Raw genomic sequence first — 20,550 nt, 5'->3', positions numbered from 1 at the left:
ATGAGTCTTTAAAAGACAATATTAAATTGGTTTAATTATGTTAATTAAAAAATAAAACTAAAAATAATAAATAAGTGATATTATTCTATTTTTATTTTTGTCATTGAAAATATAAATTTTTGTTTCGCTTCATTTTACAAAATATTTTGGTTTTCACCTTGTACTATGCAGTTATAGATCATTTTGGTTTATGAATAATTTGATGGAATTTTGCATTATAAACATTGTTAAAAAACCTTAAATCTATTATTTACTATGAAGCGAGTTTTACTTTGCTTGACATTTTCTATGTTAGCAGTATTCTCATCAATGGCTCAGAGCAGAACAGTATCCGGTACGGTTACTTCTGAAGATGAGCCTAATGGGATACCTGGAGTGAATGTGAGCGTGAAAGGATCGTTGGTTGGTACCGTTTCAGATATTGATGGTACCTATAGCTTGTCGATTCCAGAAGGATCAAATGTATTGTCTTTTAGCTTTGTTGGGTTTTTGACCCAAGAAAGAATGATTGACAATCAAAGTAAGATTGATGTGTTGCTGAAGCCTGATGTTAAGACATTAGGAGAGGTAGTTGTGGTTGGGTATGGTACCCAATCTGCAAAAATGTCTGTACAAAGTATTTCTAGCCTGGACAATTCCCAAATTGAAAGGATGCCCATTTTTACTGCCCAGGAAGCTTTACAAGGACAAGCAGCTGGTGTACAGTTGACAGGTACCTCCGGTGTGGGTGGTGCACAACAAAATATAAGAATCCGGGGTGTTGCTTCTTTGACAGCAGGCGGTTCTCCTTTGTTCGTAGTGGATGGCGTTCCTTTAAATGATGGAAGCAGTGGAGATTATGCCAATGAATCCGGTGCAGTAACACTTAACCCATTGATGGAATTAAATCCAAATGAAATTCAATCCATTTCAGTGCTTAAAGATGCTTCTGCAGTAGCCATATATGGTTCTAGAGGTGCAAATGGTGTCATCCTTATTCAAACGAAAAGGGGAAAAGTGGTGAATCGAAAATCAATGTGGACTTTTACAGGGGAGTACAAAACCCAACTACTGTAAGACCATACATGTCCTTGGCGCAATACAACCAATACCGTTCTGATAGGACAGGAGACCCGGTAAGTAGTTTTCCACAAACAGGCTTTGATTGGCCTGAGGCAGTTATTGAGCAAGGTAAAATTTCTAATTTGAATGTAAGTGCATCAGGAGGAAGTGACAATACTACTTATTTCATTTCAGGTACTTATTTTATGCAGGATACCTATGCTTTAGGAAATGAGTTGGACAGGTTTAATGGCAGGTTAAATATGACCCATAAGTTCTCAGAAAAAGCAAGGTTTGGGGCCAATGTTGGGTTGGCAAAGACTTTCAATGATCGAATCAATTCGGACAATAGTACTTTTGCTCCATTAACTTCCGCTTTTTTACATTTGCCTTACAACAAACCATTTGATGAAAATGGGAATTACACGAGACTTGGTTTTGTACCTAATTTACTTGCACTTGCAGATTTAGCGCAAACGGAGTATGTTACTCGCAGGACAACAGCCAATACTTATTTTGAATTTGATATTCTTCCTGATCTTACTTTTAAAACCGATTGGGGGATTGATCAGATTCAAACGGAAGAAACCATGCGTTATCCTGATATTATTGAGCCTACTGGGCAAGGTTATAAAAGGATCATTCAAGATTATAAATGGTTGAGCACAAATACCTTGAATTACCAAAAATATTTTGGTAATGACCATTTCTTTGGAGCCCTTTTAGGCTATTCTTATGAGCAATCAGATTTTGCGAGTATGACTGTAGAAGGTTCAGGCTTTGTGAGTGATAAATTGCCAAATGTTGCTTCGGCTGCGACGCCTACAATCACGAGCGCAACAGGTACTGGATGGAAACTTGCTTCTTATTTCTCGAGGTTAAACTATAGGTATAAAGATAAATTCCTGTTTGAAGGGAGTGCAAGAAGAGATGGCTCTTCTCGTTTCGGTATGGACAACCGTTATGGTAATTTCTGGGCGCTGTCTGGAGGATGGGTGCTTTCTGAAGAGAAATTTTTGCAAAACAACAGTATCCTTGATTTCTTAAAAATTAATACTAGTTATGGAATTGCGGGAAATGACAGGGTTGATAATTTCGCCTCCCTCGGCTTGTATCAAGCGGGTAGTTTAGGTGATTATGCGGGAAGTCCCGGGATTTACCCAAGTCAGCCAGCCAATCCTACTTTAGGTTGGGAGGAATCCGCACAGTTTGATTTCACAGTTTATGCCACATTATTCAATAACAAACTTGATATAGAAGCTTCTTTGTGGAACAAGCGTACTACAGGATTGCTATTAGACGTTCCAATTCCTTATACAACAGGATATACAAGTTATGCGCAGAATGCAGGTGTTATGCGCAACAGAGGAATAGATTTAATGATAAATTCGCTGAATGTTCAGTCCTCTGGATTTGAGTGGAGAACGATTTTGAATGTGGGATTTCTTAAAAATGAAGTACTTGAACTTCCAGGAGCTTCCGAAGACAGTAAAGGAAGGCTATTTGTTCAGGGTTCTTCAAGCCAAAGAGCTATAGAAGGTTATTCAGTTAATACTTTTTACCTGGTAAGGTACAGTGGTATCAATCCTGAGACTGGGGAAGCTGAATGGTTGAATTCAGACGGTGAGCCTACCAACACCTACAGCACAAATAACAGAGAAATTATAGGTTCTGCTATTCCTAGAATCTCAGGAGGTTTAACCAATACTTTCTCTTACAAAGGGTTTGATCTTTCAGCCTTGTTTACTTTCACACAAGGGAATTATATCATGTTTGATGATCTTAGGTTCTTGTATAGTCCGAACAACCTGAACTCATTTAACCTGGATCCACAATTGCTAGATTATTGGACAGAAGAGAATACGAATAGCTTTGCTCCGCGATTGGATGGTACTACGCAAGCTAACTTTGGTCAGAGGTCTACCATTCACCTAAGAAAAGGAGATCATATTCGACTTAGAAATTTGTCTCTAACCTACAATATTCCAGCGAATGTTCTGGAAAGAACAAACGTCTTGAGAAGCGCCAGGGTATACGGCATGTTGCAGAACATGCTTACGTTCTCAAATCTTGAGGATGGTTTAGAGCCTGAAATCAGTGGAAATGGAAGTGATAACCAAATCCAAGGGGAGTCCTTCTTTACTCCAGCTCAGGCAAAGTCATTTACATTGGGTGTTTCATTAGGATTCTAAAAAAGCTTTACAATGAAAAATTTAAAAACAATATTATTTATAGGTCTGTTGGGAAGTTTATTTTCTTGTGAGGATTTAGACATTGATCCTCAACAATCCCTTTCGACAGAACTTGCTTTTGCGGACAAGCAGTCAGTAGAGGGTTCTCTACTTGGTGTCTATTCTTTGACACAAGAGTGGGAGGTTTTTGGTTCTTTGCCTCAGGTTATTGCCGATTTTCAGGCTGATAATGTGAGATTTATCGGTTCTTTTCCTACACTTCAGGAGATTGGTATTTATACCACTCAAGCAGATAATGTAACGGTTAGGGATTTGTGGAGAGCGCATTACCGTGCCATTTTAGCTGCCAATGCAGTGGTAGCTTTCACTCCTGATTCTCCCGATGAAGCGCTTACAACTGAAGAGAGAAATCAATATGTAGCAGAGGCAAAATTTATGCGTTCTCTGTTAATGTTTCAATTGGTTAACCTTTTTGGTCAGCCAGTAAATGTAGCAGGTGAAGATGCGCTTGGTATTCCCATCGTTACAGATGCTTTCTCTGGAGAGATCGTTGATTTTCCAAGGAACACTGTTGGTGAAGTTCATGAATTCATAATCAATGAACTTAATGCTATTGTGGCGGATTTGCCAGATACTTATGCTACTTCTGCATTTACTAGAGGCAGGGCTACCAAAGGTGCTGCCAATGCATTGCTTTCCAGGATACACCTCTATAGAGGGGAATGGCAGTTGGCGGCCGATAAAGCCAAGGCAGTTTTAGATGCGGAAGCAATTTATGGATTAGCGGGTAATTATAGTTTCTGGGGAGAAAACAATAGTGAATATGTGTTTTCTATTCAGAATTCAGAAATTGACAATGGTAGAACTGGCTCAGGTGGTTGGGGTTCCTATTACAATTCTGCTGAAGATGGTGGTAGGGGTGATGCACCTTTTTCTAATGCGCTTATAGAAGCCTATGCTACAAATGATATGCGAATCACAGCGCTTTCAAAGGAAAATGTAAATGGTGAAGGCGTTTCATTATTGTATACAACAAAGTTTCCTGATGTAGTTACTCATTCTGACAATTCACCTATAATAAGGACTACTGAAATTGTGCTAAATAGGGCAGAAGCATTGGCTCAACTCAATGGTGTCAACGATGAATCATTGGCATTGATTAATGATTTGAGAGATAGAGCCGGCCTAGAAGGCTTAAGTGCTGGAAATTTTGCTAGTAAAGAAGCTTTTATCGCTCAAATTCTAGAAGAAAGAAGAAAAGAATTGGCTTTTGAAGGACACAGAAGAATGGACCTTCTAAGAAATAACCTACCACTTAGGCCTGAAAGTGATACTTACTTTGATGCGTCTAAGCCAGGAGAGGATAGAACAATATTGCCGATTCCACAAAGAGAATTAGATATCAATACTGGACTGGTTCAAAATCCAGGGTTCGAATAAACATGGCTTATACAATGGAATGAGCATTGTGTATTTCGGGATAAATTGGATGACAGATAAGAAGCCACTCTCAATTACTGGGAGTGGCTTCTTTCTTTGGTCTATATAGATATAGCCATTTGGTTTGTTGCCTTCAATAATTTTAATCTAGCTCAAGCGTGCCGCTAATTTTATCTTTCCTTGTAATTAAGCTTTTGGGTTTCCTGTTTTTGTAAAAATTGACAATGTTTTGCTGTGTAGGGAAGTCATCTAAAAGAATCGTATTGTAAATGGTAACTTCAAAAGGTTCAGGGATCTTTTCTGATTCCATGTAAAACCATGCGGCGTCCTCTTCGATTTCATAACCCAGGTAGGTTAGTTTTAATTTCTTGCCGTCGACTTCCAGCTTATTGTTCTCTAGTATGTATTCTTTAATAAGGCTTTCCAAAAGCTTAGGATCCTCAGGTTTTAGAAAATTCACCTGCTTGCCAGAGGCAATAGTCAATGAAGTTTCCATGTCATTCCAGAAAATCTTTTGGGCGATTTCTATTTGCTGCCGATTTTCGTTGTAGACCATGTCTGTCAGGCTTATAAAAAAAGGGTGGGTTTCCATTCCAAAAGAAAAGAGAACTAAGAAAAGTCTAATGACAAGCATTTAAAGGAGTTGTTTTTGTAATATCTGCGAATTATGCGTTAATATTACAACAAAATTTTAAAACCTAAAGTAAATTAATCAGCTTATTCTATGAACCAATTTCAGTTGTATTTTAATCTTGGTATTCAGCATATTCTGGATATTAAAGGTTTTGATCATATTCTTTTTGTTTTAGCCTTGGCAGTTGTGTACATGATTAAAGACTGGGGCAGGATCCTGGTTTTAGTTACTGCTTTTACCATAGGTCATTCACTGACATTGGCATTAGCTACTTTTAAGGTGATATCAGTCAATACAGATTTGGTGGAATTTTTGATTCCTGTAACCATTGGTATTACTGCTTTAGCCAATATTATCAAGCCAAAAAGCTCCTCTGGTAAAGGTATGCAGCTCAATTATTTGTTTGCGCTTTGTTTTGGGTTGATTCATGGGCTTGGATTTTCTAATTACTTGAGAGCCCTTTTGGGCCAAGAGCAATCGATTTTCACCCCGCTCCTTGCCTTTAATGTAGGACTTGAAGTTGGTCAGGTAGTGATTGTAGTGTTGTTTTTATTGGCCTCGACCTTGATTACAGGGATATTTAGAATTAATAGAAAAGAATGGGTGTTGGTTATTTCATCTATTATACTAGGCATGTCTATAATGATTTTATTGGACAGTGTATACTGGTAATATCTGATACAATAAACCCTTTTGCATAAAGTGAATTTGAGGTAATTTCTTTATATTCATACATTATCTGTTCAGGCCTATTGCCTGTCTTTAATTCGTAAAATTTCACTTACCATGAAGCATATTGTTTTCTTTTTCCTGCTTTTTACAATCATAAGATTTGGAGCCCATGCCCAAATCGACACACAAAGACACGGTAACAGGTTTGAGCAACTTGGTACCACACTTCGTTCTCCCAACGTGTACCGCACAGCTTCAGGAGCGCCAGGGCACGAATACTGGCAGCAAAGGGCAGATTATGAAATCGTAGTTGAATTAAACGACGATAACCAGTCCATAAGTGGGAAAGAAAAAGTAACCTATTACAATGAGTCTCCGGACCCTTTGGATTACTTATGGCTGCAGTTAGATCAAAATCAACGAGACAAAGACTCTGAAACCCCCAAGATTGCTAGTAGTAAGATTCATCCAAAAATGAATCTTGGAGAATTAGAAGACATTATTTGGCATGACATGGACCTTGGGTTAAAGATTTATTCCGTCACAGATGCCAATGGAGTAGCCATACCTGCAACGGTCAACTTAACCATGATGAGATTAGACCTTGCCAGTCCATTATTGCCTGGAGAAAAGTTTGAGTTTAATATCGATTGGAGTTTCAATAGCCATGATAGAACAAGTTTCTTGGCTACCAGACCAGGATATGAATATTTTGAAGAGGACGGGAATTATATTTATACCATTTCTGAATGGTTTCCAAGAATGGCTGTTTACTCTGATTTTGAAGGCTGGCAGAACAAACAATTTGTAGGAAGAGGAGAATTTGCTTTGGTTTTTGGGGATTATAAAGTCTCAATCACCGTTCCTGCAGATCATATGGTAGGGTCTACTGGAGTATTGCAAAATCCAGGAGAAGTTTTTAGCCAAAAGGAAATGAGCCGTTGGGACGAAGCCAAAACTTCTTTTGATGAGCCAGTAGTAATTCGTACTCAGTCTGAGGCAGAAAAGCTGGAAAAGCATAGGTCTTCTGAAAAGAAAACCTGGGTATTCCATGCGGAAAATGTAAGGGATTTTGCTTGGACGTCCTCCAGAAAATTTATCTGGGATGCTATGGCTGTTCGTTTAGAAAATGGCAAGGAAGTAATGGCAATGTCTTATTATGCCAAGGAAGCCAATCCACTTTGGGGGCAATATTCTACCAAAGTGGTAGCGCATACTTTGAAGTCTTACTCTTCCAGAACATTTGATTATCCCTATCCTAAAGCGATTTCGGTGGAGGCTTCTAATGGAATGGAATACCCTATGATATGCTTTAACTATGGAAGACCGGATAAGGACGGAACTTATACTGAAGCCATCAAGTATGGTATGATTTCCGTGATTATTCATGAAGTAGGGCACAATTTTTTCCCTATGATTGTCAACTCCGACGAAAGACAATGGACTTGGATGGATGAAGGGCTTAATACCTTCTTGCAATTTTTGGCCGAACAGGAGTGGCAAAGGGATTATCCTTCACGTAGAGGGCCGGCACATAAGATTGCACCTTATATGAAAGGAGAGAAAAGTCTATTGGAGCCTATAATGACTAATTCTGAAAACATCATTCAATTTGGGCCAAATGCATATGCAAAACCTGCCACTGCGCTGAATATTTTAAGGGAAACAGTGATGGGAAGGGAGCTCTTTGATTTTGCGTTTAAAAAATATGCTGAAAGGTGGATGTTCAAACATCCAACACCAGATGATTTCTTTAGGACCATGGAAGATGCATCCGCAGTAGATTTGGATTGGTATTGGAGAGGATGGTTTTTTGGTACTGAGCCAGTAGATATTTCTATTAGAGATGTACGCTGGTATAAGATTGATAGCAGGAAACCAAACGAGGTTAAAGCGGATGCTAAAAAAGCCTATGACCATGAAGAGACTTATGTGTCGAGGACAAGGAATAAAGAAGACATTGCTCAAACTGTTTTAGAAAGAGATCCTGATGTGGGTGATTTTTATAATAGTTTTGAGCGCTTTAAGGTTTGGCCTGAAGAGGAAAAGGAGTACAAGGCTTTTGTAAGTCAATTGAGGAAAGAGGAAAGAGAAATGCTGGAAAGTGGGCTTAACTTTTATGAGATTTCATTTGAGAATTTAGGAGGTCTGGTAATGCCCATTATTATTGAATTTCAATACGCAGATGGCACAAGTGAAGTGGAAACCATTCCCGCTCAAATATGGAGACATGATGAATATGAAGTCAGCAAGGTTTTTGCCAAACAAAAAGAAGTGGTACAAATTGTTGTTGATCCTTATCGTGAAACTGCAGATATAGACGAATCTAATAACTATTGGCCAAGACAGTTTATGCCGTCAAAATTTGAGCTGTTTAAACAGAATGCACCATCAAGAGGAACTTCATCAGGCCCTAGTCCAATGAAAAGAGAAAGAAAATAATGATCCAATATGGTTTCATCAATCCTTCAAATGGGCGTTGTTGCCCCTTATTGAATTTTCAAGCTTGAGTTTTCTTGTCTTCAGCACCTTATTATCTTGGTCTCAAGGCAATTCTGTTGCCTTTGGAGAGCGTAGCATAAAGAGAGGATAGGGCTTATTATGATGATTGAGATTCCGTTATTATTAAAAGTAACCAAGGGTTGTCCTTAAGTCTAATTCCATTATTCTAAACAAGGCTTTGAGCACTTGGAGTAATCAATGGGGAATTGAGGGCTGTCTTGTTGCTTCCAATTCTCCAGGCCCAAAGGTGGGTACGATCCAATCATTGAGGGGATTCATATGTGGTAGCCCTTCAGAGAGGGATTGCTTGTAGAGACTCTATCTCTTGACAATGTTGTCAAATCCTTGTTGAAGGATTTTATAAAAATGGGCACAAAAAAAACAGGCAGATAGAACCTGCCTGTTTTTCACTTTTTATATAGCTGTAGTCTGTAATGTTATTCTTTTGTTTCAAAGTCAGGATAAGCTCTCATTCCGTGCTCATTGATGTCAAGACCTTCTGTCTCTTCTTGTTCATCTACCCTAATTCCAACTGTTTTCTTCAATACGTAGAAGATGATAAAGCTAAACGCGACACAGAATGCGCCAATGGCTACAATACCGGTCAATTGAGATATTATTTGAGACATACCGGCAAGGTCACCGAATATACCTACTGCAAGGGTACCCCATATACCACAGATAAGGTGTACTGAAATGGCACCAACTGGATCATCAATTTTAATTTTGTCAAATAAAACCACTCCGAATACTACCAGGATACCACCTATAAAGCCTATTATTACGGCATCAGTTGGAGACATTAAATCGGCGCCAGCAGTAATACTAACAAGTCCTGCCAATATCCCATTCAATACCATTGTGATGTCATAGGCTTTGAATTTTAGGTAGGAGGCAAGTAAAGCTCCGAAAGCACCAGCAGCACCTGCAAGAGCGGTAGTTACAAATACTAAAGATACTGTTCCAGGGTCTGCAGACAACACTGATCCACCATTAAAACCGAACCATCCAAACCATAACAAGAATACTCCGAAAACTGCCAAAGGTATATTGTGACCTGGTATCGCGTTGGTTTTTCCATCTTTGTATTTTCCAATTCTAGATCCTAGTAGGTAAGCGCCTATTACAGCACCCCATCCTCCAACTGAATGGACAATAGTAGAACCTGCAAAATCATAAAAAGGAACGGATAAGGTGTCTAAGAAACCTCCACCCCATTTCCACATACCTACGATAGGGTAGCAAACGCCAACATATAGTATAGAGAAGAAGATGAATGGGCCTAGCTTGATTCTTTCAGCTACAGCTCCTGATACAATTGTTGCAGCAGTGGCAGCAAACATAGCTTGAAAAATGAAATCCGTGTAAAAAGTATAACCCTCACTGTAAGCTGAAGTATTCCAACCTTCGGGTAGGCTTAACCCTAGGCCTCCAAAACCAAAACACCTCCGGCAAAAATTTCGCCAGGATACATTAGGTTGAAACCTACAAAAGCATAAGTCAATAAGCCTATAGCTGGGATGATGGTGTTTTTAAATAGTATATTAATCGTGTTTTTGGCTCTTGTAAGCCCAGCTTCCAGTGCCGCAAAACCCAGATGCATGATGAAAACCAAAATGGTTGCCACCAAAATCCAAAGGTTGTTAATGGTAAATAATTCCTGAGTCATTTAATTTGTGTTTTTAATAAATTGATAGTGATGTTAGCTGAACAGGGATTACAATGCGTTTTCTCCAGTTTCATCATTTCTAATTCGGAAAGCTTTCTCTACATCATAGACAAATATTTTTCCGTCACCTACGTCACCTGTTCTTCCCTCATTGAGGATACAAGCAACTACTTTGTCTTCTAAATCGTCCTGAACGACTATTTCCAGTTTTGTTCTGGGTATAAAAGTTGGTTCATAGGCTACTCCACGGTAGTGCTGCATTTTTGCATGCTGTAGTCCCATTCCTTTTACTTCATAAAAGGTTAGAAATTTAACCCCTAATGCCGAAAGACATTTGTGAATTTCGTCAAATTTCGAAGTTCTAATTAAAGCTTCAATTTTTTTCATTTTTATAACAGGATTAATATTTTTTTGATAATTATAGAATAAAAAAATTATCTGTTACAAAAATAATAATCAGGAACTTATATAACAACTAATTTTAAAAATAAATGAGTAAATACGAGAAAATGGGGGTAATTTCATCCAATTCGACCACTTTTAACACTAAAAATGAATCTATTGGACGGTATTTCACCTAAAATTGCGGTTTTTTATGCAAAATAAATATTTAGGTGATTGAAAAATAACTTGGTTATTGGGGTTAGGAAGTGAAAGCCAAATCAAATTAATAGAGGAATTTCTCTGATGACGTTCTTAAAAAAATTAACTTTGCTTTAGTGTTTGTATTTTAGCAAAGTATTGCCAATTAACTATTTTAAAGACAATGAATAAACCAACACTTTTAATTTTGGCTGCAGGAATGGGCAGCAGGTATGGTGGAGACAAGCAAATTGATGGCTTTGGACCAAATGCTGAGACAATTCTAGAGTATTCCATTTATGATGCCATTCGTTCTGGGTTTGGGAAAGTGGTTTTTATTGTAAGGCAGGAAATACTTGAAGAAAGTAAAGAGATTTTTATACCGAAATTTGGAAACCTCATTCCACTTGAATTTGTCGTTCAGACTTTGACCAATCGTGTACCAGAAGCATTTCAGGATCCAGATAGGAAAAAACCTTATGGAACAGCTCACGCCATGCTTTGTGCAAAGGATGTGATCAAAGAACCTTTTGCTGTCATTAATGCGGATGATTTTTATGGAGAAGAGGCTTTTCAAGCACTTGGTAATTTTTTAACTCATGACGTAAAACCTGACCTTCATTGTATGGTGGGATATGCTGTCAAAAACGTATTGTCTGATTACGGCACCGTAAGTAGAGGCGTTTGTGATGTTTCACCAGAGGGTTTTCTCACTGGCATGATTGAGCGAACTGCCATCTCGAAAAAAGAGACTGGTATTTCCCACGAAGCCGACGGTGAAAAATTAGAGATTTCGCCAGACAATCCAGTCTCTATGAATTGCTGGGGATTTCATCATTCAATCTTTGAAGAAACAGAGCGTTTATGGCTTTCCTTTTTAGAAGAAAATAAAGAAAATCTAAAATCTGAATTTTATATTCCTAAAGTTGCCAATGCAATAATACAGGAAGGAAAAGGAAAGATTCAAATACTTGAAGGGGGTAAAATTTGGTTTGGCGTTACTTATTCTCAGGATAAAGAACATGTAATGAAAGAACTAAAAAGCTTACACTCAGAAGGGAAATATCCGGCCAAACTCTGGTAATTAGTTTTAAAGCCTTAAGAAAAGGGGTGCAATGTCCCTGATCATAGTGGTCAAAAGAGCTTTATAGATAATAGCTGACAAGGATAAAAGTGCTTGTCAGCTATTTTTGCTTTTATTTTTATTTAACTTGAGGTTTCTTGCTTTTATAGAACACAAAAGTTGACCACTAACCTATGAAAAAGATTGTCTTTTCACACGCTCCATTTTCTTTGGATTTTGGCCTGCTCTTATTAAGGGTAGGTACATCCCTCATGTTAGTGTCGCACGGTTGGTCGAAAGTAACCCATTTTAGTGAAAGGCTAAGTAGTTTTGCCGACCCGATTGGCTTAGGGCCTGCGGTATCGTTGCAACTGGTAATATTTGCTGAATTTTTTTGTGCCATCTTTCTAATCCTAGGGTTTATGAGCAGGATTATACTCATTCCAATGATTATAAATATGGCGGTAATTACATTTATTGTTCAGTCTGGAGGTGGGTTTGAAAAACAAGAATTGCCAATGATTTACCTCCTTGTGTTTATTGTTCTTTTGCTTCTTGGACCCGGGAAAATCTCTTTGGATGGGAAAATATTAAAAAGAAGAAGCCGCTATTAATCTTATTCTATTTCACTGACAGTATTGTTTGAAATTGTAAAAGAGCTGTAATCCGAAGTGATTTGGCTAAGGATTTCTCTAGACCTTTCAGGCCTCGCATCTGAAATAAATAGCTGTCCAAATTCTTTATTGGCTACCGCCGTCATTAAGTGGTGGATCCGATGATCATCAAGCTTGTCAAAAATATCATCCAGCAAAAGTAGTGGCTTGGTGCCTTTTATTTCCTTGAAAATATAAAACTGGGCAAGCTTAAGACTTATTAAAAAGGATTTCTTTTGGCCCTGTGAGCCAAATTTTTTTATCTCTTGATCATCAAATGTGAATATAAAGTCGTCTTTATGAATGCCAAAACCTGTTCTTTTGAGTAGTACATCTCTTTTTACATTGTTGACAAAGTCCAAATTGAAATGCTCTTTGTCTACCTGACTTTTATAATGTATGCCTACTTCTTCTTTAGCGCCAGATATGGCTTCATAATGCTTTTTAAAATGAATTAAAAAATCATTTAAAAATTGATGACGGATTTGGTTTATTTCATTGGACAGTTGAATCAATTCTTCGTCGTAAGGAGCCAACTGTAACCTGTCCAGTCTTTTTTCTTCAGCGAATCTCTTTAATAATGCATTCCTTTGTTTTAAATACTTTTGGTATCGAATCAGCTTTTGCAAGTAGTTTTGGTCCGCCTGACAGATCATGCTGTCAAAAAACTTTCTTCTTTCCTCACTTCCACCATTGATAATTTCAGTGTCATCTGGAGCAATAATTACCAGGGGGAGAAGCCCGATATGATCACTAAGTTTGGTGTAAGGCTTTCCACTGACTTCAAGGCGCTTCTTTTTACCACTTTCAAAGAAGCAATTGACCCCAAGCTCTTTGTCAAGCAGGTCAAACTCTCCCTTAATCGTAAAAAAATCTTTTTCATGCATTATATGGTTACTGTCACCGGGTATAAATGCACTTTTGGTTAAACACAAATAATGAATGGCATCCAATAGATTGGTTTTCCCCGCGCCATTTTCACCAAAGAAACAATTAACTCCTTGATCAAAAACCAAATCCAAATTTTGGAAGTTTTTAAATTGAATTAATTTTAAGTTTTTAGGTACATGGCTTAATCGCAGGATGTTTTTCACTATTTTTATAAAAGGTCACAAAATTGCTTTGATTTCATTATATTTGAGGCCAAAGTTAGCATATTTTATAGAATACGGTATGGCAAAGAAGAGTTCTAGTACAAGTAAATCTAAAGTAAAATATTCCAAAGAAACCTACCACAATTGGTTTGAGGGAATGTTGCTTATGAGGCGTTTTGAAGAAAAAGCAGGGCAGCTTTATGGACAACAAAAGATAAGGGGATTCTGTCACCTTTATATTGGCCAGGAAGCATGCGCAGCTGGAGCCATTTCTGCTCTTGAAAAAGAGGATAAATGGATAACAGCATACAGGTGTCACGCCCAGCCATTAGGCTTAGGTACAGATCCTGGTGCTATTATGGCCGAACTTTATGGTAAAGCCACAGGCACTACCAAAGGTAAAGGTGGTTCCATGCACATTTTCGATAAATCAAAAAACTTTGCCGGAGGCCATGCTATTGTAGGGGCTCAAATTCCAATGGGATTAGGGCTTGGTTTTGCTGAAAAATACAAGGGTACAAAAAACCTGTCCATTTGCTTTATGGGGGATGGTGCTGTAAGGCAAGGGGCTTTTCATGAATCCCTCAATTTGGCCATGCTTTACAAAACACCTGTTATTTTTGTAATAGAGAACAATGGCTATGCCATGGGTACCTCTGTAAAACGTTCTTCTAATGTGGATGAACTTTACAAATTAGGTGAATCTTACGACATCCCTTCCTTCCCTGTGGATGCGATGAATGTGGAAGAAGTACATGAGGCGGTGAAAGAAGCAGCTGAAAGGGCAAGAAAAGGAGATGGACCGACTTTATTGGAGTTCAGAACATACAGATACAAAGGACACTCAATGTCTGATCCTCAAAAATACCGAACCAAGGAAGAGGTAGAGGAATACAAACAAAGGGATCCTATCGAACAGGTTAGGGCTACGATTGTTGACAATCAAATCCTTACTGAAGACGAAATAAAAGAAATTGAAGCCAAAGTGAAAAAGCAAGTAGCTGATGCAGTTAAATTTGCTGAAGAATCACCTTGGCCTGAAGGAGAAGATGCCTTCAAAGATGTTTATATGGAAGATGATTTTCCTTTTGTTAGGGAATAATTATTCTCAATATTATTTAATTGAAAAGCCCTTCAGGATTTGTCCTGAAGGGCTTTTTTTTGACTGTAGCGTATTGGTCACTTAAGCATAACGCCAGGGAATCCTCGGTGGAAAGTCGGTGAAACCTAGATTTCTTCGATAGTTCTTTTTAGGTTTTCCATAGTTGCCCAGAGATTTTTTCTGATGATCGGGTCTACAATCCACCTCGGCAATCCTTCTTCTGGGACGGATATAATGTGGTACCTCAAAAGTGTATGTTCGTTTCCCTCCGTTATCACCCACCTTCCTTTTAAGCCTTCCATTTGAACTATGTTCTCTTCGTTAGAGAATATTCTGGATTCAGACGATTTGAAAAATATGGTTTTACCATCCTTATTTTCTACGAGCTGATTGTATAAGTAGCATTCTCTATCTGATAAGGGAAAAGGAAAGCTGTATTTTATATAGCTGATCCAGGACTGTTTACCGCTTGCTTTGATTTTATAATCTAGGCTGTTTTCATTCCATTTTGCTCCAAATTTTTCTTTTGTTAATACCTCTAAAACATTTTTAGAAGGAGCCTGGATTTCAATTAAAAATTTTACTTCTCTGCTTTTCGTGCCATCCTCCATGGTGATCCATCGCTCAAAGAAGTGAATCCCATTCCCTTCTTTAATTAATTCAAATTCAGGAGAGTGAGGTAAGATTGGGGCTGCGGAAAAGGTGCTTAAAATATATATTGGGATACTAAATAAGATAAATTTCATGAGCGCTGTTGGTTTGTTTTAGCAAATGTCGCCTGTAGTTATAAGACAACTAGAAAGTGGTATACCCCTGTTTGAAAATAATAGCATTTTAAAATAGGGGTAAAACAAATTAGGGTTGTCCTACCTATGAAACGATAAATAATTGAAAATCATGAAAATTAATTACACTAAATTTAAAACTGGTACCCTATTGTTTTTATTGTTAGGCAGTTCCTTTTCTAAGGTCTGTGCACAAAAGGAGCGACCTGCCCATCTGGGATTTATTTATCCTATCAGTACCAATGGATTGGATGCGGCTAAGTTTTCCAATAACTTTAGTATCCACGCGCTTGCAGGTCTTTCTGCTGGGGAAAATGGATTGTCAATATATGGTCTAGCGGGGATGGTTCAGGGCGATGCTACTGGTTTGCAAGTTGCAGGTTTGTATTCAAAACTGAGAGGTGATTTGACAGGGGTTCAGCTTGCAGGGCTTATGAACCAGGCTCAGGATGCCGATAAAGGCGTGCAAATAGCCGGAATTGCTAATTTTTTAGAGAAAGATGCCCCTGTGCAAATTGCAGGAATATTGAATAAGGCAAGGAATGTGGAGGGCTTTCAAAATGCGGGCATAGTTAATCTCTCAGCCTCAAATAAGGGGGCTCAAATAGCAGGAATAGCCAATCTTACCAAGGAAATAGAAGGAATTCAAATTGCTGGCATATTCAATGAAGCTGAGAATGTAAATGGCATTCAGATCGCAGGGATTGTAAATAGAGCCAAAAAAGTTAAAGGGGTGCAGGTGTCTGGTATCGTAAATATTGCAGAAAGCAGTGACTATCCAATAGGAATTATAAATCTTATAGAAGATGGAGAAATAAGGATTGGGCTGTCTTCAGATGAAAACCTTACAACCATGTTAAGCCTTAAATCCGGAGGGAGAAGGTTGTATGGAATTGTAGGTATAGGGTCCAATCTACAATACGGTGACCTGCCTTACGCTTTAGAGGCTGGATTAGGTTTGAAGGTTTTTGAAGGCAATAGTTTTCGTCTGGATGTGGAGGGTACCAACATATTTGCCACCAATTTCAAAAAAGGGGGAGAATATTCCAGGTCAGGAATCAAGGTGTTGCCAGTTTTATTACTGTCTCGAAACCTACAAATTTTTGCAGGTCCCAGCTTAAATTATACCCATACCAAATATTCGAATGGGGATGATTTGTCAGGTTTGCAATTATGGAACCGTGACAGAAGAGGTGTCTATAAAGCGATTAATTTAGGAGTTACTGCTGGGTTGAACATCAGAATTGATTGATTTCCTTCTTTGTACCTTGCTTATTAGACTGTTTTCTAGAAAATTAATCGGGAATTGCACAGGCTTTGACAATATGCAGGGACTAAATAAAATACCGATCCATATCGGCAATCCGACATTACTATACCCGCAATTCGAATGGGGATTAAGTGGTCTTTGAAAAGAGTTTAATGTTGTCTAGTCAGGTTTTATGATTTAAATTACCCTCGCTTGGATCAATAAAACATGGTAGTGTAAGGTATAATTTCAAGCTTTATGAATTATTTCCCCAGAGACCAAGGGTATAGTAATAGTAAGGTGTCATATTATTGAATGAAGGTAAATTTAATGATCAGGATTGGTGACAGAAATTACGAATGTTAATAAGGACTTACCACTGTTAGTGGATGAGCGCGTGTTTGAGGAGGTTTTTAAAAGCCACTTTAAATCTCTGTATGCTTATTCACGTGTGTTGGTTAAGGATGAAGTTGTGGCCGAAGAGGTGGTGCAGACCGTTTTTCTTAAACTATGGGAAAGGAGGGAGGCCGTTGATATCACCACTTCTATTAAATCCTACCTCTACAAGGCAGTGTATTACGACTCACTAAACTATCTCAAGCACGAAAAAGTTAAGATGAAACACAGGGAAAGGAAACAACATGAATTTGCAGGAGATAGGTCTATAGGAACTGTGGTCGACAACCCTGGAGAGGAGAAGGAAATTCAAAATAAGTTGAACCAGGCATTGCAGGTATTGCCTGAAAAATGTAGGAAGGTGTTTCAGCTTAGTAGGTTCGAAGAGCTTAAGTACCATGAAATTGCAGATAGATTGGGTATTTCTATAAAAACTGTGGAAGGTCACATGGGGAAAGCCCTGAAAACCTTAAGAGTGGAATTGGCAGAATTTCTGCCAGTTATTTTAATTCTATTGGCAGATAAATTTTAAGTGATGGAAGATAGCTTACTTATAAAATACCTGCTTGAGGAAGCCAGTCCAGATGAGGTTACAGCAGTAGAAATCTGGATGGATGCAAACCCTGAACATAAGAAACATTTTCAACAGCTTAGGTGGGTTTGGGTAAAGTCAAAAGACTTGGTTCAGGCGGATGATATAAATGAAAATTCAGCATGGGAGCGCTTTCAATTGCTTCGTGAGGAAAATCAAAAAAAGGTACAACCAAAGGGGGGGCAACGGTTTTTAGCTTCTGGATGGGGAAGAGTAGCAGCGGCCTTTGTGCTTCTTGGTGCGATTACGGCAATAGTCTTGTCCTTCCTTCCCCATTCTGGAAAGGCCCTTTACTCCAATGTGGCTTTAGTGGCAGATCAGGAAGCTATAAAAGAAGTGCTAATAGATGGTAGTGTACTTACACTTAATAAAAATGCTAAATTATCCTATAGCCAGAAATGGTTAGGGGGTAATCGCCTCGTTAAGTTGGAGCAGGGAGAAGCTTATTTCCAAGTAGAGAAGAATCCTAAAAAGCCATTTGTAATAGCTGTAGGTGAATTGGAAGTAAGGGTTTTAGGTACTTCTTTCAATGTTAAAAAAACCAAAGAAAGAACAATTGTGATTGTGGATGAAGGTGTTGTGCAAGTGAAAACAGTTAGAGATGAAGTTTTGCTGCAAAAAAATGAAAAGGCTATGATTAACAATGACAATGGCACCATTGAAAAAAGTGCCTCCACCGATCAATTGTTTAAATATTATGTAAGCAAGGAGTTTGTAGCAAAGAACCTGAAACTTACAACACTTGTGGAGGCCTTGAATGCTGCTTATAATAGTGAGGTTGAGGTGCTGTCTTCGCAGGCAAAGGAGATGTCTATTACCACCACGCTCCCTTATGGATCATTGAGAGACAATCTTGAAATTATCAGTCAAACGCTTGGGGTAACTGTTTCTCAGAAGGGTGATAATATAATTATAGAATAATTCTTTACCTTCGAAGGGTCTGTTTCTTATCGTTATGATTTTTAAATTCCGTGGTTTTTTTCTGTTGTTTATCATTTGCCTGACTTCTCCTAAAATTGTTAGTGCACAGGACTTTCTTTTGCACGAAATGAATTATGTGGCGTCTAATCAAATCGCACTAGGGGATATTATGGACGAGCTATCGAAGGAACAAGGCTTTTATTTTTCCTACCAGAGCAGCCTGATCAATCTGAACAAACCGGTTACGGTTCCTTCCTATGAAGGGCAAGTAGCGGGTTTTCTTCGGGTCTTATTAGGAGAAGACTATGAATTCAAGGAGCATGACAAATATGTAATCATTAAATATGCGCCGGGGAAACTGGACATTGATTTTGACAAGGGAAATAGGTCCTCAATTCTTAAAGGAAAAGTAAAGGATTTTCACAATGGCGAACCAGTTCCCTTTGCCAGCATTTACGAAAAGAACACTTTGGTTTCTTCCTTGTCGGATGAAAACGGAGATTTTGAATTGAAATTCAAGAAGCAATCTAGTGATCTTATTTGGCTGGCCATAAGTAAGGAAGCTTATCGGGACACTTCCTTTGTTATCCTGCCAACGGTTGATGTAGGGCTGAGGGAGAAACCGAATAAATTAAGGTTTTATCCAGAAAACGGGGTAGCTGAAGCAATTGAAAACAGTGCTTTGGGACGTCTTTTAATTGGGTTTAGGCAACGTGTACAGCGGCTTAATTTTGGAGGTTTTTTTGTGGAAAGCCCGATGCAAGTATCTCTTACTCCAGGCTTGAGTTCTCAGGGTATTTTTAACAGTCAAATGATTAATAATTTCTCTTTGAATATTCTAGGAGGCTACACGGCCGGGGTAGAAGGATTGGAAGTTGCTGGTATTTTTAATATTAATCAGAAAGATGTTAAGGCCTTTCAGGTCGCCGGGATTCTTAATATTACAGGTGGGGATGTGGATGGTTTTCAAGCTTCCGGAATACATAATTTTGTGTATGGTAATGTGAGTGGTTTTCAAGTCGGGGGCATATACAATCATGTGAAGGGTGATGTAAACGGTGGACATGTTGCAGGGATTTACAATTACACAGATGGCTCGGCAGATATTCAAATTGGAGGTCTGCTTAATAAAACGGCACAGGCCAATGTTTTACAAATAGCAGGTTTGTCTAACCATGCAAATACCAGTACTGGAGCATTTCAAATAGCAGGATTGAATAATTATTCACTAGGGGAAGTGAGTTTTCAGATCGCCGGTCTGGTAAACAAGGCAGAGAATGTTACAGGTGCTCAATTTTCAGGACTAATTAATATTGCCAAGTCCAGTGATTACCCTATTGGGCTGATAAATCTCATAGAAGATGGGCAAAAAAGTTTGTCGGTGGGTATTGATGAGACTGGGTTAGGGCAAATTACTTTTCGATCTGGGGGAAGAAAGTTATTTGGCTTAATTGGAACAGGAATGATGGAACAGTATGGAAAAACAATGTATGGATTTGATTTTGGGCTAGGGTTACATGTTTTTAATAAGGAGAAAATATCGATGGATTTTGAATTTGTAAACAGGCAAACAACTGACTTTTCCAACTTGTCAAACAATACAAGTTTTTTTAGATTAATCCCTGGGTATAAGTTAGGTAATCATTTTAATCTTGTTGCAGGCCCATCTTTAGGATTTACCGTTTTTGATAAAAACTGGACTTACCCTAGTTCCGGATATGTGCTAGCAGATAGAACCACAAGTAATGGTAAGTATACCTTGCATGCAGGATTTTACGCTGGGGTACAGTACCTATTTTAATTCAGATATAGCAATGGGTTTCGCAGTAATCTTGCCTTAACAAGAAAGTGATATTATTGTCTATTAACTGTTCTATTTTTATATTCCAGAGGAGATGGACTGGGTTTTGGTGCTTTTTCCCTTACTTTTAAGGGCTAAAATCATTTTATTTAAATGAATCCC

General features: G+C 38.3%; 16 protein-coding genes and 1 pseudogene. 12 read left to right on the top strand and 5 right to left on the bottom strand.

Annotation, left to right across the window (positions count from 1 at the left end):
* The first annotated feature begins 255 nt into the window (after window positions 1-255).
* The 3 genes from ADICYQ_RS29170 to ADICYQ_RS24310 are packed head-to-tail and all read left to right on the top strand — an operon-like array spanning window position 256 to window position 4,673.
* Window positions 256-1,056, top strand: coding sequence for a carboxypeptidase-like regulatory domain-containing protein (locus ADICYQ_RS29170; RefSeq protein WP_235114896.1), 801 nt, complete (start codon window positions 256-258; stop codon window positions 1,054-1,056).
* The gene (locus ADICYQ_RS24315) at window positions 1,017-3,233 is read left to right on the top strand and encodes a SusC/RagA family TonB-linked outer membrane protein (protein ID WP_235114893.1); all 2,217 of its coding nucleotides are present in this window, start codon (window positions 1,017-1,019) and stop codon (window positions 3,231-3,233) included. The genes ADICYQ_RS29170 and ADICYQ_RS24315 overlap by 40 nt, the downstream gene beginning before the upstream one ends.
* A 12-nt stretch (window positions 3,234-3,245) precedes the next feature.
* Complete coding sequence (locus ADICYQ_RS24310) at window positions 3,246-4,673, top strand: RagB/SusD family nutrient uptake outer membrane protein (protein ID WP_020888380.1); 1,428 nt, start codon at window positions 3,246-3,248, stop codon at window positions 4,671-4,673.
* 142 nt (window positions 4,674-4,815) lie between these two features.
* Here ADICYQ_RS24310 and ADICYQ_RS24305 read toward each other — a convergent pair whose 3' ends face one another.
* Window positions 4,816-5,307: a DUF6702 family protein gene (locus tag ADICYQ_RS24305; protein ID WP_040418080.1), complete on the bottom strand. Its 492-nt coding sequence runs from the start codon at window positions 5,305-5,307 to the stop codon at window positions 4,816-4,818.
* 90 nt (window positions 5,308-5,397) lie between these two features.
* On the opposite strand from ADICYQ_RS24305, the gene ADICYQ_RS24300 reads away from it, so the two are divergent.
* Both ADICYQ_RS24300 and ADICYQ_RS24295 read left to right on the top strand, forming a co-directional pair.
* A complete protein-coding gene (locus ADICYQ_RS24300; protein ID WP_020888378.1) occupies window positions 5,398-5,979 on the top strand; it encodes a HupE/UreJ family protein in 582 nt (193 codons plus the stop codon).
* 114 nt (window positions 5,980-6,093) lie between these two features.
* Window positions 6,094-8,421 carry a M1 family metallopeptidase gene (locus ADICYQ_RS24295; RefSeq protein WP_020888377.1) on the top strand — a complete coding sequence of 776 codons (2,328 nt, stop codon included), beginning with the start codon at window positions 6,094-6,096 and terminating at the stop codon, window positions 8,419-8,421.
* 497 nt (window positions 8,422-8,918) lie between these two features.
* Here the strand turns inward: ADICYQ_RS24295 and ADICYQ_RS24290 are convergent.
* Window positions 8,919-10,150, bottom strand: a pseudogene (locus ADICYQ_RS24290) (ammonium transporter).
* 48 nt (window positions 10,151-10,198) lie between these two features.
* Window positions 10,199-10,537 carry a P-II family nitrogen regulator gene (locus tag ADICYQ_RS24285; protein ID WP_020888374.1) on the bottom strand — a complete coding sequence of 113 codons (339 nt, stop codon included), beginning with the start codon at window positions 10,535-10,537 and terminating at the stop codon, window positions 10,199-10,201.
* Between the two features lie 379 nt (window positions 10,538-10,916).
* Between ADICYQ_RS24285 and ADICYQ_RS24280 the strand changes: the two genes are divergently transcribed.
* Together ADICYQ_RS24280 and ADICYQ_RS24275 are read left to right on the top strand one after the other, a co-directional pair.
* Window positions 10,917-11,816, top strand: a complete 900-nt coding sequence (locus tag ADICYQ_RS24280; RefSeq protein ID WP_020888373.1) for a nucleotidyltransferase family protein — start codon at window positions 10,917-10,919, stop codon at window positions 11,814-11,816.
* 173 nt (window positions 11,817-11,989) lie between these two features.
* A complete protein-coding gene (locus ADICYQ_RS24275) occupies window positions 11,990-12,409 on the top strand; it encodes a DoxX family protein (RefSeq protein WP_040418079.1) in 420 nt (139 codons plus the stop codon).
* Window positions 12,410-12,411: 2 nt separating this feature from the next.
* Here the strand turns inward: ADICYQ_RS24275 and recF are convergent, their stop codons facing one another.
* The gene (gene recF / locus ADICYQ_RS24270) at window positions 12,412-13,542 is read right to left on the bottom strand and encodes a DNA replication/repair protein RecF (RefSeq protein WP_020888371.1); all 1,131 of its coding nucleotides are present in this window, start codon (window positions 13,540-13,542) and stop codon (window positions 12,412-12,414) included.
* A 79-nt stretch (window positions 13,543-13,621) separates the two neighbouring features.
* Between recF and pdhA the strand changes: the two genes are divergently transcribed.
* Window positions 13,622-14,644, top strand: coding sequence for a pyruvate dehydrogenase (acetyl-transferring) E1 component subunit alpha (gene pdhA / locus ADICYQ_RS24265; RefSeq protein ID WP_020888370.1), 1,023 nt, complete (start codon window positions 13,622-13,624; stop codon window positions 14,642-14,644).
* A 125-nt stretch (window positions 14,645-14,769) separates the two neighbouring features.
* On the opposite strand, the gene ADICYQ_RS24260 is transcribed toward pdhA, so the two are convergent.
* The gene (locus ADICYQ_RS24260; protein ID WP_020888369.1) at window positions 14,770-15,390 is read right to left on the bottom strand and encodes an SRPBCC family protein; all 621 of its coding nucleotides are present in this window, start codon (window positions 15,388-15,390) and stop codon (window positions 14,770-14,772) included.
* Window positions 15,391-15,541: 151 nt separating this feature from the next.
* Between ADICYQ_RS24260 and ADICYQ_RS24255 the strand changes: the two genes are divergently transcribed.
* From ADICYQ_RS24255 to ADICYQ_RS24240, 4 genes are all read left to right on the top strand, one after another.
* Window positions 15,542-16,681, top strand: a complete 1,140-nt coding sequence (locus ADICYQ_RS24255; RefSeq protein ID WP_020888368.1) for a hypothetical protein — start codon at window positions 15,542-15,544, stop codon at window positions 16,679-16,681.
* A 340-nt stretch (window positions 16,682-17,021) separates the two neighbouring features.
* Entirely contained in the window at window positions 17,022-17,606 is a 585-nt protein-coding gene (locus ADICYQ_RS24250) for an RNA polymerase sigma-70 factor (protein ID WP_146947899.1), read from the top strand.
* Window positions 17,607-17,609: 3 nt separating this feature from the next.
* Window positions 17,610-18,587 carry a FecR domain-containing protein gene (locus tag ADICYQ_RS24245; protein ID WP_020888366.1) on the top strand — a complete coding sequence of 326 codons (978 nt, stop codon included), beginning with the start codon at window positions 17,610-17,612 and terminating at the stop codon, window positions 18,585-18,587.
* A gap of 34 nt (window positions 18,588-18,621) precedes the next feature.
* Window positions 18,622-20,388 (top strand): peptidase associated/transthyretin-like domain-containing protein, encoded by a 1,767-nt coding sequence (locus tag ADICYQ_RS24240; RefSeq protein ID WP_051160352.1) that lies wholly within the window; start codon window positions 18,622-18,624, stop codon window positions 20,386-20,388.
* Window positions 20,389-20,550: the final 162 nt, after the last annotated feature.

Source organism: Cyclobacterium qasimii M12-11B (genome assembly GCF_000427295.1).
GTDB lineage: Bacteria > Bacteroidota > Bacteroidia > Cytophagales > Cyclobacteriaceae > Cyclobacterium > Cyclobacterium qasimii.
The sequence above is the reverse complement of the archived record's forward strand: the minus strand, read 5'-3'. Positions and strand labels throughout refer to the sequence as shown.

Coding starts and splice junctions, on each gene's coding strand:
- ADICYQ_RS24280 (WP_020888373.1), top strand. CDS start 10,917: ATGAATAAACCAACACTTTTAATTTTGGCTGCAGGAATGGGCAGCAGG.
- ADICYQ_RS24300 (WP_020888378.1), top strand. CDS start 5,398: ATGAACCAATTTCAGTTGTATTTTAATCTTGGTATTCAGCATATTCTG.
- ADICYQ_RS24310 (WP_020888380.1), top strand. CDS start 3,246: ATGAAAAATTTAAAAACAATATTATTTATAGGTCTGTTGGGAAGTTTA.
- ADICYQ_RS24295 (WP_020888377.1), top strand. CDS start 6,094: ATGAAGCATATTGTTTTCTTTTTCCTGCTTTTTACAATCATAAGATTT.
- ADICYQ_RS24245 (WP_020888366.1), top strand. CDS start 17,610: ATGGAAGATAGCTTACTTATAAAATACCTGCTTGAGGAAGCCAGTCCA.
- ADICYQ_RS29170 (WP_235114896.1), top strand. CDS start 256: ATGAAGCGAGTTTTACTTTGCTTGACATTTTCTATGTTAGCAGTATTC.
- ADICYQ_RS24305 (WP_040418080.1), bottom strand. CDS start 5,307: ATGCTTGTCATTAGACTTTTCTTAGTTCTCTTTTCTTTTGGAATGGAA.
- ADICYQ_RS24275 (WP_040418079.1), top strand. CDS start 11,990: ATGAAAAAGATTGTCTTTTCACACGCTCCATTTTCTTTGGATTTTGGC.
- ADICYQ_RS24260 (WP_020888369.1), bottom strand. CDS start 15,390: ATGAAATTTATCTTATTTAGTATCCCAATATATATTTTAAGCACCTTT.
- ADICYQ_RS24255 (WP_020888368.1), top strand. CDS start 15,542: ATGAAAATTAATTACACTAAATTTAAAACTGGTACCCTATTGTTTTTA.
- ADICYQ_RS24240 (WP_051160352.1), top strand. CDS start 18,622: ATGATTTTTAAATTCCGTGGTTTTTTTCTGTTGTTTATCATTTGCCTG.
- ADICYQ_RS24285 (WP_020888374.1), bottom strand. CDS start 10,537: ATGAAAAAAATTGAAGCTTTAATTAGAACTTCGAAATTTGACGAAATT.
- pdhA (WP_020888370.1), top strand. CDS start 13,622: ATGGCAAAGAAGAGTTCTAGTACAAGTAAATCTAAAGTAAAATATTCC.